This window comes from Agromyces sp. NPDC055658 (assembly GCF_053618155.1).
The window spans coordinates 31,401-46,861 of the sequence record NZ_JBSHHD010000018.1; the positions used below are offsets into that span (position 1 = coordinate 31,401).

Here is a 15,461-nt window from a genome sequence, read left to right on the forward strand (position 1 = left end):
CGACGAGGAGTTTTCGCCGTACCTGTCACACGCGAGCGCGGGCCGGTGTCTTACCTGCATCGACGGAATGTTCCGGGAACCGAACACCGGCCGTCGACCACCGCAGGAGGACACGATGACCACCCAGACCCGCATTCCGCCGACCGAGCTCACGGGTGTCTTCGGCACGGTCGTGAAGGTCGCGGCCCGCCGCATGCTCGGCCAGGTGCCCGACTCGATGGGCGTGCTCGCGCACCATCCCGCGCTCATGCGCGCGTCGATGGGCATCGGGCGCAAGATCGAGGCGCTCGACGAGCTCGACGACAACCTCGCGAGCTACGCCGTGATGGCGACGGCGGCCTACATCGGGTGCAGCTGGTGCCTCGACTTCAACTACTACAAGGCGCACAACGAGGGCCTCGACGAGGCGAAGGCCCGGCAGGTGCCGGCCTGGCGCGAGGCATCCGTCTTCACGCCCCTCGAACGCAACGTCATGGAGTACGCGGAGGCGATGAGCCAGACCCCGCCCGCCGTCACCGACGAGCTGTCGGCGGCGCTGCTCGACGAGCTCGGCCCGGCCGCGCTCATCGAGCTCACGGCGAAGGTCGCCTTCATGAACATGAGCTCGCGCATGAACCTCGCCCTCGGCATCCACTCGGAGGGCTACGCCGATGCGTGCGCCCTGCCGCCGCTCGCGACGAGGGCGACGACGACGGATGCCGCGGCCGAGGTCGTAGGCTCGGCATCATGACCGACGACCCGTTCGTCACCCACCGCACCCTGCTCTTCACGATCGCGTACGAGATGCTCGGCTCGGTGGCCGACACCGAAGACGTGCTGCAGGAGTCGTGGCTGCGGTGGAACGCCGTCGACCGATCCGAGGTGCGCGAGGAGCGCGCCTACCTCGTGCGGATCGTCACGCGCCAGGCGCTGAACCACCTGCGCACCAAGTCGCGGCGCCGGGAGTCGTACGTGGGCGAGTGGCTGCCCGAGCCGCTGCTCACGAGCCCCGATGTCGCGGAGGACGTGGAGTTCGCCGAGAGCGTGTCGATCGCGATGCTGACCGTGCTCGAGACGCTCGGACCCACCGAGCGCGCCGTGTTCGTGCTGCGCGAGGTGTTCGACGTGTCGTACGACGAGATCGCCGACGCGGTCGGCAAGACGCCGGCCGCGGTGCGCCAGATCGCCCACCGCGCGAAGACGCACGTCGCGGCCCGGCGGCCGCGGGTGGCGGTCGACCGCGCCGAGCAGGAGGCGGTGGTCGCCCGGTTCGTCGCGGCGATCAACTCGGGCGACCTGCAGGGCCTCATGGACGTGCTCGCACCCGATGTCGTGTCGGTCGCCGACGGCGGCGGCTTCGTGCGCGGCGCCGCGCCCAGGCCGATCGTGGGCGCCGACAAGATCGCCCGGTACCTGATCGGCGGCCTCGCGAAGCTCGGCCTGCCGTTCGAGGCGCGACCGACCTGGGTGAACGGCCAGCCGGCGATCCGCGGCGAGATCGACGGCGCGCTCGCCGGGGCGATCAGCTTCCAGATCGAGGACGGGCGCATCACCCGCATCTTCTCGATCGCGAACCCCTACAAGCTCGGCCACCTCGACGAGGAGGCCGAGCTGTCGCGCTGACCGCCGACCCCGGTGGTCGAGGAGCGACGAAGGAGCGTCTCGGGGCCCCTGCGCTGCCCGATCCGCGGGATGATTGAGGGGAAGCACTCGCCACCAGAGGGAGGCGATCCCCATGGCCTTCGACACCCCGAACGGCACCCGCGGCGCGCGCAGCCCGGCCGGCACCCGGCTCGAGCGGTGGGGCAACCAGCGCATGGCCGAGCACATCCGCCGCAAGGGCGACCGGCGCGGCAACAAGCTCGCGCTCGTGACGATCGGCCGCAAGACCGGGCGGGAGCGCGTGACACCCGTGCGCTGGTTTCCCGAGGGCGACGGCGCACGGTTGATCGTCGCGTCGGCGAACGGCGCCGCGAAGAACCCGTCGTGGTACTACAACATCGCGGCGCATCCCGACCGGGTGCGCATCGAGTTCGCGGGCAAGCGCATCGACGTCACCGCCGAGCAGCTGCACGGTGCTGAGCGCGCGGCGGCGTGGGCGCAGATCACGTCGACGGCGCACGGCTTCGCGAGGTACGAGCGCGTCACCGATCGGGAGATCCCCGTGATCCGGCTGACGCCACGCCGCACGCCCCGCACGGATGGCGCCGCATAACGCGCGCGGCTCCCTACGATGGGCGGCGTGGACTTCTCCTTCGCCCTCACCCCCGACCTCATCGCCGTCTTCGTCACGCTGTTCGTGCTCGAGATCGTGCTCGGCGTCGACAACGTCATCTTCATCTCGATCCTCGCGTCGAAGCTCCCGAAGGAGCAGCAGGCCAAGGCGCGCAACCTCGGCCTGACGCTCGCGATGGTGATCCGCGTCATCCTCGTCTTCTTCGCCGGCTGGATCATCACGCTGAAGGAAGACGTCGTCGAGCTGTGGGGCATGGGCTTCTCGGTGAAGGACTTCATCCTGATCGCCGGTGGCCTCTTCCTCGTCTACAAGGCGGTCACCGAGATCCACCACAAGCTCGAGGGCGCGGAGGAGGAGCACGGTGCCGCGCCGAGGCGCATCACGTTCGGTTCGGTGCTCGCGCAGATCCTGGCGCTCGACATCGTCTTCTCGCTCGACTCGGTGATCACGGCCGTGGGCATGACCGAGAACCTGCTCGTCATCGTCACGGTCGTCGTGCTCTCGTTCGGCATCATGCTGTTCGCGGCGCGCTTCATCTTCACGTTCGTGAACCGCCACCCGACGGTGAAGATGCTCGCCCTGTCGTTCCTGCTGCTGATCGGCGTGTTCCTGATCGCCGAGGGCTTCGGGGTGCACATCGACAAGGCCCTCATCTACGCGCCGATGGCGTTCGCGATCCTCGTCGAGGCGCTCAACCTCCTCGCCGCTTCGCGCAAGGCGAAGCGCGAGCAGCGCCGCCGCGAGCCCGTGCGGCTGCGGCCGCAGTACCCCGACGTCGACGAGTCGGTGGCGGTGGCCGCGGCGCTCTCGACGGGGGCCGGCAAGGGATCGGTCGGCCTGTCGGGCCGCCCGGTCGAGGGCGAGCAGGATGCCTCGGAGGAGCGCGCCGGGCTCGGTTGATCGGTCCGCGACGAGCGACTCCTCGTCTCGGGCATTCGCTTCCGAAGTGCAATCGAAAGGTTGCACTCTGTTCTGAATAGTGCAACTATCAAGTTGCACTATTCAGAACGAGATTCGGAGGTCGTGACATGCTGCTCGAGAACAAGGTGGCCGTGATCCACGGCGGTGGCGGTTCGATCGGGGGAGCGGCAGCGCGGGTGTTCGCCCGCGAGGGCGCACGCCTCTTCCTCGCGGGCCGGTCGCTGCCACGGCTCGAGGCCGCGGCATCCGCCGCCCGTGCAGCTGGCGCGGCCGTCTCGATCGCCGTCGTCGACGCGATGAGCCAGGCCGAGGTCGACCGGCACGTCGACGAGGTGGCCGAGATCGCGGGTCGCATCGACATCGCCCTCAACGCGGTCGGCTTCGACCACGTGCAGGGCCTGCCGATCGCCGAGACCTCGCTCGACGACTACCTGCACCCCGTGGTCGGCTACCTGCAGACGAACTTCGTGACCGCGAAGGCCGCGTCGCGGCACATGATCGCGCAGGGCGGCGGCGTCATCCTCACGATCTCGACGCCGGGCGCCCGGCTCACCGGTCGCGGGCTGCTCGGCAACGCGGCCCAGTCGGCCGGGCTCGAGGGGTTCTCGCGCGCGCTCGCGGGCGAGCTCGGGCCCGACGGGGTCCGCGTCGTCTGCGTGCGCCCGCACGCCATGTCGGATGCGCTCGAGACCTCGTACACGGGCGACATGTTCGGCCGCACCGCGGCGGCCGGAGGCATCCCCATCGATGAATGGCTCACCGGGCTGGCGGGCATGACGGTGCTGGGCCGGCTGCCGGTGCTCGACGACGTCGCGGAGTACCTCGCGTTCGCCGCCTCCGATCGCGCCGGCTCGATGACCGGCGCGATCGCGAACCTGTCGGCGGGGGCGCTCGTCGACTGAACCGGCACGCTCCTCGAGGGCACCTGTCACAAATCGGGCCGCTGCGGCGTCGTATGTGCAGAGGGCCTGAGAGGAGACCGACGTGTCGGCAACGCAGGAGCGTCGAACGGGATTCACCGAGCGGGCGGCAGAGCGGCTGGGCCGCACGACCGCGGGACGGCGTGGTGCGGCGTTCGTCGCGGAGCTGCGGGGTCGTGTCGTGCCGGTGCACTGGACGAACCTGTTCGGGGTGGTCGCGATGGCGTGCCTCGTGGTCATCACGGTGACGGGCGTCATCCTCATGTTCTGGTACACGCCGTCGAACGCGACGGTCACCTACGACGGGCCCTACCCGACGCTGCTCGGGGCGCAGGTCTCGGAGGCCTACGCGTCGACGATGCGCATCTCGTTCGAGGTGCCCGTCGGCCTGCTCGTGCGGCAGGCGCACCACTGGGCGGCCCTCCTGCTGCCGGCGGCGATCATCGCGCAGCTGCTCGTGACGTTCTTCACGGGCGCGTTCCGGCGGCCGCGGCGCGCGGGGTGGGTGCTGCTGTTCCTGCTGCTCGTCGCGGCGCTCGCGGGCGGCTGGAGCGGGTACGCGCTGCCCGACGACATGCTGTCGGGCACGGGGCTGCGCATCGTCGAGGGCATCGTGCTCGGCATCCCGTTCGTCGGCACCCCGCTGAAGGACCTGCTGTTCGGCGGAGCCTTCCCCGGCGAGATCATCGCGCACCTGTACCCGCTGCACCTCGCCGTGGTGCCGCTCATGGCGGTGCTCATCGCGGTGCGCGCCGCGCTGCTCCTCCGGCACCGCCCTCCGCGGTTCGCGGGGCCGGGCCGCACCGGCGTGCCGCTGCTGCCGACCGCCGCGGCTCGGGCGGGCGGCCTGCTCCTCATCGTCATGGGGGTGCTGATGCCGATCTCGGCGACGGTCACGATCAACCCCATCTGGCTGTACGGGCCCGCTTCACCGGCCGACGCCGGCGCCGGAAGCCAGCCCGACTGGTACACCGGGTTCCTCGACGGGGCGCTGCGCCTGGTGCCGCCGGGCTGGGAGCTCGTCGCGTTCGACCGCACCTGGACGCTCGCCGTGCTCGCCCCGCTCGCGGTCGTCACCGCCTACCTCCTGCTCGTCGCCGCGTACCCGTTCATCGAGGAGTGGATCCTCGGCGATCACCGCGAGCACCACCTGCTCGACCGCCCCCGCAACACCCCGACGCGCACGGGCGTCGGGGTGGCGGGCGTCGTGTTCTACGGCGTGCTCTGGGGCGCGGCCAGCGCCGACGTCATCGCGGCCGCGTTCAGCGTCAGCATCGAGGGCGTGGTGCTCGTGTTCCAGCTCCTGCTGCTGGCGGGCCCGGCCGTCGCGTTCGCGCTCACGCGGCGAGTGTGCCTCGGCCTGCAGCGACGCGACCGCGACATGCTGCTGCACGGGTTCGAGACGGGGCGCATCGTGCGCCTGCCGGGCGGCGAGTACGTGGAGGTGCACGAGGAGCTCGACCGCGACGAGCGCCGGCGCCTGCTCGACGTCGACCGGCCCGCCACGGCCGCCATCGCGGCGGCCACGACCGCACCGCGCGGACGCCCGCTCGAGCGGCTCCGTGCGCGCCTCGCGCGGGTCTTCTTCGACAGCCGCCTCGAACCGGCCGACCCGCCGCACGATTCCGTCGACAGCGAACGGGATGCCTCGGATCTGCGCATTCCGGTCGGGTGAGCCCGTTCGGGGTTCAGAATCGGTACATGGTCGAGATCTCGGACGACGACTTCGAGCAGATGGTCTCAGAGGTCTACGACGCGCTGCCCGACGAGATGGTGCGCGGACTCGAGAACGTCGCGGTGCTCATCGCGAACCAGCCGCCGGGGGAGCGGCCGCGGCTCTTCGGGCTGTACAGCGGGCGCCCGCTGAAGACGCGCGGGGTCTACGGCTACGGCGAGCTGCCCGACCGCATCACGCTCTTCAAGAACAACATGCAGGCCTACAGCCCCGACCTCGACGCACTGCGCACCCGGGTGCGCATCACGCTCGTGCACGAGATCGGCCACTACTTCGGCTTGGATGACGCGCGCCTCGGGGAGCTCGGCTGGGCGTAGCCCCCTTCGCCGGGGCGGGCGAGGTTCAGGTGGATGCCTCGGCCGCGTCGGCCTCGGCGTGCCGGGCGGCGATCTCGGGCTCGAGCAGGTGCCGCTTCGCGGCCTGCAGCGTGTGCGAGTACCCGACGAGCTCGTGCCCGACGACCTCGATCACGCACGAGAGCGACACGAGCCCGATGACCGTGACGAGGGCGGTGAGGTCGCCACCGGGTTCGAGGTCGATCGGCGCCCCGGCGTCGACGACCGTGGCGATGACGACCGCGGCCACGAGCGGCACGAGGTTCGCGATGAAGAGCGGCACGTGCGTGAAGTCCATGGAGTGCATCAGCACGCTCCAGATGAGGAAGACGAGCACGACCACGCACGCGACCGGCACCGCGAGCGCGAGGGTGATCTGCAGCAGGCTGAGCTCCTGGTGCTCGACGCCGACCGCGGCGACGTGGAGTCCCGCGCCGACCGCCGCGATCGCGCCGAAGAGGGGCAGGTGCACGTACCGCCAGCCCCAGGTGCGTTCGGGCCAGCGCTCGAGGATCGTGCGCGACGGGACGAGGTAGTACGCCCACCAGAGCCCGGCGGCGATCACGAGCCCTGCGGCGACGATCGCGACCGCCGCGATCGACCATCCCTGCTCAGCGACGAGAGCGCCGACGGCTGCGACCGTTCCGGCGATGACCTCGCCGATCGTGATGAGGGTGAGCAGTCCGAATCGCTCGGCGATGTGACCGGCGTTCCACGGCGCCCGACCGAAGCGGCGCTCGAGCACGACCGGCGCGATGAGCTCGGCGGTCGCGAGCACGACGATCGCGGCGATGGTGGCGCCCGTCGGGATGCCGGGGATCGTCGTGAGCAGCCAGCCGACCTGCGCGACCGCGATCACGGCCGCGTACGCGAGGGAGGTTCGCCGATGCGCCGGGTCCTCGCGCGCGGCGCGCAGCCAGAGCGCGATCAGCGGGACGCGCATGACGATGTAGCCGGCGACGAGCAGCATGTTGTTCGGGCTGGCTCCGTGCGCGGCATCCTCGAAGCTGACGGGCAGGCCGAAGATGAAGATCACGACCCCGACCATCTGCGCGACGACGGCGGCCCGCACGAGCGCGTCGTCGTTGTCGTAGGCCGACGAGAACCAGGTGAAGTTGAGCCACGCCCACGACACCCCGAAGACCGCGAACAGGTACGCGCCGATGCCCGGTCCGACCTCGCCGACGAAGAGCGCGTGCGCGAGCTCGTCGGCCGCGGCGGCGAACGCGATGACGTACGTGAGGTCGTAGAGCAGCTCGAGCGGGGTGACGGCACGATGCGGTTCGTCGGGGTTGCGGCCCCGCATGGGGCGCAGGCGATGCCTGAGGTCGAGCCTGAGCTGCGCAGTGAGGGACGGCGTCGTCATGGGGAAATGATGCGCCGGTGCGCGCCGCGCGTCGAGACCCTCGGCTTGCTCCGTCGGTCGAATCGCGCCGGCTAGGGCGTGATGTCGATGTCGACGTTGCCGAACGTGAACGGGATCGTGAAGGGCTCGCCCGGGCCCGGCGGCTCGAGCGGAATCGCGAAGAACGAGACCATCGTCAGCGCCGCCCAGGCGAGCGTGCCGGCGATGATGATGACCACCGCGCGGTCGATGATGCGCAGGGCGGATGCCTCGGAGCGGCCAGGCCGCAGCACGAGGGTCATCGCGACGATGACCGCCACCGCGATCGCGATGAACACGATGGGGCTCGGATGCAGGGTGAGGTTCACGCACGCCGAGTCGGCGGCGGCCTCTTCGCTCACCGCGTCGAAGCAGCCGCCCTTGCTCGCCGTTCCGAGGATCGAGTACCCGAGCGCGGCGCCCAGGGCCGAGAGGAGCATTCCCCGGATGCGGCCGATGATCGTCGCGCCCGGCAGGGGCGAAGCGACGCCGGCGGGTGTTCGGTCGAGCGTCTCGGACATCCGGTCTCCCTCGGTTCGGGCTACCGGCATCATGGCAGCGGCAGGCGCCGCCTCGCTACCTCAATTGGTGCTCGACCCCTGCCCGATGCCCAGCCACCCGTCGGGGCCTTCGCGATGCTGCTGCGAGGAGGTCGCGCCCGAGCCATCCTTCATCGCCTGCAGTTGACGGTCGACCTCGGCCTTCGCCGAGAGCGTCGCGAGCTGCCGCTCGATGTCGGCGTCGGGGGCGGCGGTGAGGTCTTTGAGCGCCCCGCTGGCGAGCAACTCGTCGGTGGCGGCGGCGCGCGCCTGCATCTGCGCGACCCGATCCTTCGCCCGGTCGAGGCTGGCGCCGACGTCGTTGATGCTCGCGCCGATGCCGGCGACCGCCTCGTTCGCCTTCACCTGCGCCTCGGAGGCGGTGTAGGTGGCCTTGATGGTCTCCTTCTCGACGCGGAACGCGGCGACCTGCTCGGAGAGCTGGCGCTCGCGTTGCTGCAACTGCGCGGTCTGCTGCTGCAGCGCGGAGTACTGGTCCTGCAGCTTCGAGACCTGCGACTCGAGCAGCGCACGGCGCTCGAGGGCCGCCCGGGCGAGGTCTTCGCGCCCCTGTGCCATGGCCTCGCGGGCCTGCTCGCCGAGCCGCTGGAAGCGGGCGCCCATCTCCTGCCCCTGCAGGTCGATGCGCTTCTTCGCCGTCGCCACGTCGGCGACCGCCTGGCGCACCTGCTGCAGCAGCTTCACCTGCTGCTCGTAGCTGTCGTCGAGGGTCTCACGCGGGTCCTCGATCTTGTCGAGGGCCTTCTTGGTCTTGCTGCGGAAGATGGTGCGGACGCGCGAGGTGTTGTCGCTCATGGTCGGGTCTCCTTCAGGTCGAACGTCTGACGTGGTCGGCGTGCGGGCGTGCTCTGGGGGTGACCCGGCGGCCGGGTCGCGGCGGCGCGTTCTTCGCGACGGTTGAGCCGCTGCAGCTCGTCGACGCCGACGGCGAGGGCGGCGACCTCGCGTTCCATGTCGGCGTGCAGGGCGCTCAGCGTGTCGTCGGTGGAGCCGGAGAGACCGGATGCGACGGCCGAGCGCAGCCGGCGCACGAGCCCCGCGACCTGGTCGACACGATCGGCGGCGAGCGGAAGCTCGGCGGCGAGCACGGCCTGGTCGGTCTCGCTCTCGAGCAGTCGCAGCTGCAGGCCGAGCGCCTCGCCCTCGGTCTTGATGCGGCGGAAGAGCCGCGGCAGTTCGCCGTGCCCGCCGCCGCTCTGCGCGGCGAGGTCGATCGCGGCCTGTCCGCTGTCGAGGGTGTCGCCGAGTCGCACGCGCAGGGCGAGCACCTTGCGGCGCGGACCGTGGCTGAAGCCGGCACGGGTGCGCAGCGCTGTGGCGGCGACCGCCCTGTTGCGGCGGATGCGCCGGTAGACGGCTCGCACGACGAGCGCGACCGTCGTGATCGCGACCGCCACGAAGATCAGGAACGCGATGAAGATGCCGAGGAGGACCTCCACGATCACCACCCCCCGTCGGCATGGTCGTGGCGGTCGGGCGCGGTGCCGCGCCGTTCGAGATTCAGGTTCATGGCCCCCGCCTTCGTCCAGTTGCGAGGCGGCATCCTCACCGCATCGCAAACGCGATATAACGCAATTTACGCTCGACTCGGCCGAAGCCCTAGCGCTCCCTGCGAATTCGGAGCGTGGGCGCCCGTCGCGTTCGGGCGGTTGAGCGAGCGAGCCGCCCGCAGCGCACGCACAGTCGTGACATTCGTCTCTGCCGAGGCCCGACGCCGATTCGTAGCGTCGAAGGCATGAACACGACCGCACCAGCAGTCCAGCCGAACGCCGTCGCCGACCGCATCGGTGTCGACGCCCCGCCATCCCGCCGCCGGCTCGCACGGGCGGCGACCGTCGCCGTCGCGATCGTCCTGCCGCTCATCGTCTGGGTCTTCGCGGTACCGCTCGCCGGACTCGACCTCGTCGCCGGTTCGGGGACGACCGCGCAGACGATCACCCCGGTGTCGATCGTCGTCGCGGGCCTCTTCGCGGGTCTCGCCGCGTGGGGGTTCCTCGCGCTGCTCGAGCGATTCACCCGGCTCAGCGCCCGCATCTTCGGCATCGTCGGGTGGACGATGCTCGCCCTCTCGCTGCTCGGCCCGATCGGGGCGGGCGGGTCTGGGGCGGTGATCGTCGCGCTCATCGCGATGCACCTCGTCACGGGTGCGACGCTCATGGTCGGACTGCCGATCGCCGCCCGGCGCCGCCCGACCGCGACGGAGCTCTGAGTAGATTGGCTGACGGACCGAGCCCCATTCGGAGCCGAACCGGGATGCGTGACGTGATGACGACGATCGATGAACCGCAGCCGACCCCGCGGACCGCGGCGTGGCTCGCCTACCGCCCGGCCGCGTGGCTCGCGCTGATCGCGGCGCCGCTGCTGCTGGTCGCCCCGTTCGTCTCGGCGATCGTCGCCGGCGATGCGGCGCGCGTCGCGTACGTCGTGCTCATCGGCGTCGCGTTCGGATTGGCGGTCTCCCGCCCGTTCGGGGCGGGTCGTCGGCCGAGTGCCGCGACGGAGCTCGCCTTCGTCGCCCTGCTGCTGCTCTGCGCCGGCTACTTCTTCCTCCAGCAGGGCGGTCAGGCGCTGCTGTTCCCCCTGCTCGCGGTGGCCGCCTCGCTCGCCGTCCGCCGGCGGTGGGCGATGGGCGTGGTCGGTTCGATCGCGGCGACGGGTGCGCTCGCCGTGGGGTTCGAGTCGTGGTCGCTCGAGGCGGCCGTGCTCGTCGGGTTCGCCGCGTTCGCGGGCGGTGCGGGCAACTACCTCGTGCAGTACTACGTGGCGCTGGCCCACGAGCTCGATCGCACCCGCGAGCGGCTCGCCGTCGCGGCCGTCGGCGAGGAGCGGCTGCGGTTCTCGCGCGACCTGCACGACCTGCTGGGGCACTCGCTGTCGGTGATCGCGGTGAAGGCCGAGGCGGCGCGCCGCCTGATGACCCCGGATCCGGATGCCGCGGCCGAGCACATCTCGGACGTCGAGCAGATCGCGCGAGAGGCGCTCGGCGAAGTGCGTTCGGTGGTGGCCGGTTCGCGGTCGGCGAGCCTCGGCGACGAGGTGGCGAACGCGCGTCGCACGCTCGAGCAGGCCGGGGTCGCGACATCCGTGACCCTGCCCGACCGGCCGCTGCCGGTCGCGGTCGATGCCGTGCTCGGGTGGGTCGTGCGCGAGGGTGCGACGAACGTGCTGCGCCACTCGGTGGCGCGCGAGTGCGTGATCGCGGTCTCGGTGGTCGACGGCCGCGCGGTCGTCGAGGTCTCGGACGACGGGCCCGGGCGGGCTGTTCGCGCGGTGTCGTCGACGGACGCGGCAGGATCGACCTTCGTGCCCGGCAACGGGCTGCGCGGACTCCGCGAGCGCGTCGAGGCCGCCGGTGGCGAGTTCGCGGTCGAGGTCTCGCCGTGGTTCCGTGTCACTGCTGTGGTGCCCCTTCCCGGGGAGGCGGGACGGTGAGCGGGGCGACGACCATCCTCATCGCCGAGGACCAGCGCATGATGCGCTCGGCGCTCGCGACCCTGCTCGAGCTCGAGCCCGACCTCACGGTCGTCGGCGCGGTCGAGCGCGGCGACGAGGTGGTGGCCGCCGCCGAGCGCCTGCATCCCGACGTCGTGCTGCTCGACATCGAGCTGCCGGGCGCGAGCGGCCTCGACGTGATCGGGCCGCTGCGGTCGGCGGTGCCCGGCTGCCTCGTCGTCGTGGTGACGACGTTCGGCCGGCCCGGCTACCTCGCGCGGGCGCTCGCTGCGGGGGCGAACGGATTCCTCGTGAAGGACGACCCCGTCGAGCAGCTCGCCGCGGCGATCCGGCGGGTGCGAGCGGGGGAGCGGGTCGTGGACTCGAAGCTGGCCGCCGAGGCGCTCGGCGTGCGCGACAACCCGCTGACCGCGCGCGAGGCCGACGTGCTGCGGGCCTCGGCCGATGGGGCGACGATCCACGACATCGCCGAACGGTTCTTCCTGTCGACGAGCACCGTGCGCAACTACCTCTCGAACGCGATCGGCAAGCTCGACGCCCGCAACCGCATCGAGGCGCTCACGATCGCCCGCGACCGCGGGTGGTTGTGAGGAGCACTTGGTCGGTCGAGTAGCGCGGAGCGCGTATCGAGACCACCGCGCGAGCGGCGATCTACGTCATCGTCGAGCGAGATGATACGCCGCACGGGGGAGCCGGCCCCCGCGGCGTGCCAGCATGATCGGGCGCATGAGCGAAACGATCTTCACACCGGGAGCCGAGGTGGTCACGCCGCGCGGACGCGGCCAAGTCGTCGATGTGCGCGCGACCGCCTCGGGAAAGTTCGTCTTCGGGATCGAGGATGCCGATGGCGAAGTGAGCTACTTCACCGAGAAGGGGCTTCGGCTCGCGAGAACCTAGTGCGCGTGCCCTCTGACGGCTGACGACGAGGATGCTGCGACCGGTTCGGGCTCGGCAAGCGCCCGCTCTGCGCGCCACCGCACCGGCGCATTCGCGATGAACACCCCGGCGACGAGCACGAGCCCGCCGACGGTCTCCCACACGTTCGGGATCTGCCCCAGCAGCAGCGCCGCCGACGCCATCGCCACGACGGGCGCGAGCAGCACCCACGGCACCACCGACGCCGAGCGGTTGCGCGCGAGCAGCGCGTTGAAGATCGCGTAGCCGACGAGGGTGCAGAGCCCGGCCGTGTAGAGCGTCGACACGATGGGCCGCCAGCCGAACGCCGCGATGCCCGCCGCGATCGCATCGGGCCCCTCGATGAGCGCCGACAGGCCGAGTGCCGGCAGCGGCACGACGAGCGACGACCACACCGTCAGCGACAGCGCGCCGAAGCGCTTCGCGGGCGCGACCGGGCCGGCCTTGCGCGAGATGACGTTGCCGATCGCCCACGACAGCGCGGCGAGCAGGCACAGCACGACCGCGATCGCCGGCGCATCGCCGCCGCGACCGAGCGCCACGACGCCGAGCCCGACGGTGCCGACGAGCACGCCGATCGTCTGCATGCGGCTCGGGCGCTCGCGCAGGGCGAGCGCCGCCACCACGATCGTCAGCACGACCTGCGCCTGCAGCAGCAGCGCCGCGATGCCGGGCTGCAGCCCGAGCGCGATCGACGTGTAGAGCAGGGCGAACTGGCCGAGGCTCATGAAGAGGCCGACGCCGACGACGGTCTTCCAGCTCGCGAGCGGGCGGGGCACGACGACCACGGCGAGGGCCACGACCGCGAAGCGCACGGCGACGAAGAACAGCGGCGGGATGCCGGCCATGCCCCAGTCGATCACGACGAAGTTGAAGCCCCACATCGTCGCCACCAGGGCGGCCAGCAGCATGTCGCGTCTCGTCATGGAACCAGCTTCGCGCCGAGGCATCCGGAAACACCAGCGATCATTTCTGCGCTCGATTCGGTAGCATCCGTACATGATCGATCTCGAAGCCGTGGTCGCGCTGCGCGCCGTGGCCACCAACGGAAGCGTCGCCGCGGCGGCCGACGCGCTCGGCTTCACGCCGTCGGCCGTGTCGCAGCAGATCAAGCGCCTCGAGCGCGGCACGCGCGTGGCCCTGCTCGAGCGGGCCGGCCGCGGTGTCGTGCTCACCGACGCCGGGCGCCACCTCGTCACGTCGTCGGCGACCGTGCTCGCCGACCTCGAGCGCCTCGAGGCCGACCTGCACCTGGCCGGCGGGGTGAGTGCTGCCGACGGTGCGCCCCGCCGAGTCACGGGCGAGGTGCGCATCGGTGCGTTCTCCACCGCCGTGCGAGGCATCCTCGTCGATGTGCTGCCGCGCCTGCGCGCGGAGCACCCCGACCTGCGGGTGCCGATGCGCGAGAGCGAGCCGTGGGAGACGATCGCGCTCGTCGCGTCGGGCCAGCGCGACCTCGGCATCGTGCACCGGTGGGGCGGGGTCGCTCTCGCGATGCCCGATCACCTCGTCGAGACGCCCCTCTTCATGGATGTCGCGGACGTGATCCTGCGGCGCGACCACAGGCTTGCGCTCGCCGGGGTCACTGAACTGACGCCGGCCGACCTCGCCGACGAGGAATGGATCGCGACGTTCGACTCGACCATCTGCCGGCAGTGGCTGCGGCGCCTCTTCGACGGCGTCTCGAACGCGCCGCGGGTCGTGCACGAGTCGATGGAGTTCGAGAACCATCTCGAGCTCGTGCGGGCCGGGCTCGGGGTCGCGCTCGTGCCGCGGATGGGACGACCGGCTCTGCACCCGGATCTCGTGGCGATTCCGACGGTTCGCCCGGCGTCGACGCGCGGGGTGTCGGCGGTGCATCGGCGGAGCCAGGCGGACTCGCCGGCGCTGCAGGTGGTGCTGGATGCGGTGCGCGAGGTTGCGGCCGCCGGGCTCGGCGGTTCCCGAGGCTCGCAGCGAGAGAATGCCCTGTGACCTCTTCGAACCAGCCGCGAACGAACCGCAGCCGCGGCATCCTCATCGTCGCGTTCGCGGTGTACCTCGCGCTCCTCGCATGGGTGGTGCTGTGGAAGCTCGACGTGCCGTGGATCGGCGAAGCTGCAGGCCTGGCCCGGCCGATCAAGCTGGTGCCGTTCGTACCGGCCGGAGACGACGGGGCGAGCAAACCGGCTGAGCTCCTGATCAACCTCGCGCTCTTCGTGCCCTTCGGGCTGTTCGCCGGAGCCCTCGCGCCGGCCTGGAAGTGGTGGAAGACCGGCCTCGCCGCGCTTGCCACGAGCCTCGTGCTCGAGACGGTGCAGCACGTCATCTCGACGGGCAGCTTCGACACCACCGACCTCATCGTCAACACCGCCGGCGCACTCATCGGCTGGAGCATCTTCGTCGCCGTGCGCCGCGTCGCAGGCGAACGCACCTCCGTCGTCATGTCACGCGTCTGCGTCGCTGTCTCGGCCCTTTCGCTCGTCGCGGTGATCGCGTTCGTGGCATCGCCGCTCGAGTACGGCCCGCAACGCGACGTCGTCGTGGAGCGCTCGAACCCGACGCCGTAACCGGTGCGGGGCGGCTCAGCCCACGGCGCGGCCGTGCTCCGCGCGCTCGGCCGACAGCGATCATGGAGTGATGAGGCTCAAGCTCGCGACGCACGCGGCGACTCCTCCTAGCGCAAGCCCGAGTCCCACCCAAACCAGCGGATATCGGGAATCACGCACCGCAGCAATGATCCCAAACACCACACCGGTAATCGCAAGTAGCAAGGCGACAACGTAGACCAGTAGGGCTACGACAACGATCATCATCCAGATCCAGGTCATGTCGACGTCCGTGTGCACGTCCAGATACAACGATGCGATCAGGGCGGCGAGGAACAGCACGACAAGGGACAACGAGCCGAAGGTGACCGAAACGACGGAAACGGAAACCGGGCTAGCCCGAGTGGGCCCGTTTTCAACGACGTTCATTGATGAACCATAAGCGTCCGAACCTTTCGTTGGGCACCACCGAACAGTTGTTCAGTCGGGCTCGAA

General features: G+C 71.0%; 19 protein-coding genes. 13 read left to right on the forward strand and 6 right to left on the reverse strand.

Annotated elements, in window-relative coordinates; all coding sequences use genetic code 11:
• Positions 1-115 precede the first annotated feature (115 nt).
• The 7 genes from ACWGPE_RS10300 to ACWGPE_RS10330 all read left to right on the forward strand — a co-directional run bounded on the left by ACWGPE_RS10300 (position 116) and on the right by ACWGPE_RS10330 (position 6,108).
• On the forward strand, positions 116-730 hold the full coding sequence (locus tag ACWGPE_RS10300) for a carboxymuconolactone decarboxylase family protein (protein WP_275506356.1): 615 nt from the start codon (positions 116-118) through the stop codon (positions 728-730).
• The gene (locus ACWGPE_RS10305; RefSeq protein WP_452048641.1) at positions 727-1,602 is read left to right on the forward strand and encodes an RNA polymerase sigma-70 factor; all 876 of its coding nucleotides are present in this window, start codon (positions 727-729) and stop codon (positions 1,600-1,602) included. The genes ACWGPE_RS10300 and ACWGPE_RS10305 overlap by 4 nt, the downstream gene beginning before the upstream one ends.
• A 112-nt stretch (positions 1,603-1,714) precedes the next feature.
• A complete protein-coding gene (locus tag ACWGPE_RS10310; protein ID WP_231431931.1) occupies positions 1,715-2,194 on the forward strand; it encodes a nitroreductase/quinone reductase family protein in 480 nt (159 codons plus the stop codon).
• 18 nt (positions 2,195-2,212) lie between these two features.
• Complete coding sequence (locus ACWGPE_RS10315; protein ID WP_231431930.1) at positions 2,213-3,115, forward strand: TerC family protein; 903 nt, start codon at positions 2,213-2,215, stop codon at positions 3,113-3,115.
• Between the two features lie 128 nt (positions 3,116-3,243).
• Positions 3,244-4,038, forward strand: a complete 795-nt coding sequence (locus ACWGPE_RS10320) for an SDR family NAD(P)-dependent oxidoreductase (protein ID WP_275506357.1) — start codon at positions 3,244-3,246, stop codon at positions 4,036-4,038.
• An 82-nt stretch (positions 4,039-4,120) separates the two neighbouring features.
• Positions 4,121-5,731 (forward strand): cytochrome bc1 complex cytochrome b subunit, encoded by a 1,611-nt coding sequence (gene qcrB, locus ACWGPE_RS10325; RefSeq protein WP_452048642.1) that lies wholly within the window; start codon positions 4,121-4,123, stop codon positions 5,729-5,731.
• Positions 5,732-5,757: 26 nt separating this feature from the next.
• On the forward strand, positions 5,758-6,108 hold the full coding sequence (locus ACWGPE_RS10330; protein WP_231431928.1) for a metallopeptidase family protein: 351 nt from the start codon (positions 5,758-5,760) through the stop codon (positions 6,106-6,108).
• Positions 6,109-6,133: 25 nt separating this feature from the next.
• Here the strand turns inward: ACWGPE_RS10330 and ACWGPE_RS10335 are convergent, their stop codons facing one another.
• From ACWGPE_RS10335 to ACWGPE_RS10350, 4 genes are all read right to left on the reverse strand, one after another.
• Entirely contained in the window at positions 6,134-7,492 is a 1,359-nt protein-coding gene (locus tag ACWGPE_RS10335) for a low temperature requirement protein A (RefSeq protein WP_275506358.1), read from the reverse strand.
• A gap of 71 nt (positions 7,493-7,563) precedes the next feature.
• Positions 7,564-8,031 carry a hypothetical protein gene (locus ACWGPE_RS10340; protein WP_452048643.1) on the reverse strand — a complete coding sequence of 156 codons (468 nt, stop codon included), beginning with the start codon at positions 8,029-8,031 and terminating at the stop codon, positions 7,564-7,566.
• A 60-nt stretch (positions 8,032-8,091) separates the two neighbouring features.
• Positions 8,092-8,865: a PspA/IM30 family protein gene (locus tag ACWGPE_RS10345; protein WP_231431925.1), complete on the reverse strand. Its 774-nt coding sequence runs from the start codon at positions 8,863-8,865 to the stop codon at positions 8,092-8,094.
• A complete protein-coding gene (locus tag ACWGPE_RS10350) occupies positions 8,862-9,509 on the reverse strand; it encodes a hypothetical protein (RefSeq protein ID WP_452048644.1) in 648 nt (215 codons plus the stop codon). Before ACWGPE_RS10350 ends, ACWGPE_RS10345 begins: the two co-directional genes overlap by 4 nt.
• Positions 9,510-9,805: 296 nt before the next feature.
• Between ACWGPE_RS10350 and ACWGPE_RS10355 the strand changes: the two genes are divergently transcribed.
• From ACWGPE_RS10355 to ACWGPE_RS10370, 4 genes are all read left to right on the forward strand, one after another.
• Complete coding sequence (locus tag ACWGPE_RS10355) at positions 9,806-10,279, forward strand: DUF6069 family protein (protein WP_275506361.1); 474 nt, start codon at positions 9,806-9,808, stop codon at positions 10,277-10,279.
• Between the two features lie 56 nt (positions 10,280-10,335).
• Positions 10,336-11,502 carry a sensor histidine kinase gene (locus ACWGPE_RS10360; RefSeq protein WP_452048645.1) on the forward strand — a complete coding sequence of 389 codons (1,167 nt, stop codon included), beginning with the start codon at positions 10,336-10,338 and terminating at the stop codon, positions 11,500-11,502.
• Positions 11,499-12,113, forward strand: coding sequence for a response regulator transcription factor (locus ACWGPE_RS10365; RefSeq protein ID WP_452048646.1), 615 nt, complete (start codon positions 11,499-11,501; stop codon positions 12,111-12,113). The genes ACWGPE_RS10360 and ACWGPE_RS10365 overlap by 4 nt, the downstream gene beginning before the upstream one ends.
• A gap of 136 nt (positions 12,114-12,249) precedes the next feature.
• A complete protein-coding gene (locus tag ACWGPE_RS10370; protein ID WP_275506364.1) occupies positions 12,250-12,420 on the forward strand; it encodes a hypothetical protein in 171 nt (56 codons plus the stop codon).
• Here ACWGPE_RS10370 and ACWGPE_RS10375 read toward each other — a convergent pair.
• On the reverse strand, positions 12,417-13,364 hold the full coding sequence (locus ACWGPE_RS10375; protein ID WP_452048647.1) for an EamA family transporter: 948 nt from the start codon (positions 13,362-13,364) through the stop codon (positions 12,417-12,419). The two genes, ACWGPE_RS10370 and ACWGPE_RS10375, sit on opposite strands and share 4 nt — an antisense overlap.
• Before the next feature lie 73 nt (positions 13,365-13,437).
• Here ACWGPE_RS10375 and ACWGPE_RS10380 point away from each other — a divergent pair, with 73 nt between their 5' ends.
• Both ACWGPE_RS10380 and ACWGPE_RS10385 read left to right on the forward strand, forming a co-directional pair.
• On the forward strand, positions 13,438-14,412 hold the full coding sequence (locus ACWGPE_RS10380) for a LysR family transcriptional regulator (RefSeq protein ID WP_452048648.1): 975 nt from the start codon (positions 13,438-13,440) through the stop codon (positions 14,410-14,412).
• Positions 14,409-14,987, forward strand: a complete 579-nt coding sequence (locus ACWGPE_RS10385; RefSeq protein ID WP_452048649.1) for a VanZ family protein — start codon at positions 14,409-14,411, stop codon at positions 14,985-14,987. The genes ACWGPE_RS10380 and ACWGPE_RS10385 overlap by 4 nt, the downstream gene beginning before the upstream one ends.
• Positions 14,988-15,047: 60 nt before the next feature.
• On the opposite strand, the gene ACWGPE_RS10390 is transcribed toward ACWGPE_RS10385, so the two are convergent.
• Positions 15,048-15,395: a hypothetical protein gene (locus ACWGPE_RS10390; RefSeq protein WP_376931018.1), complete on the reverse strand. Its 348-nt coding sequence runs from the start codon at positions 15,393-15,395 to the stop codon at positions 15,048-15,050.
• Positions 15,396-15,461 lie beyond the last annotated feature (66 nt).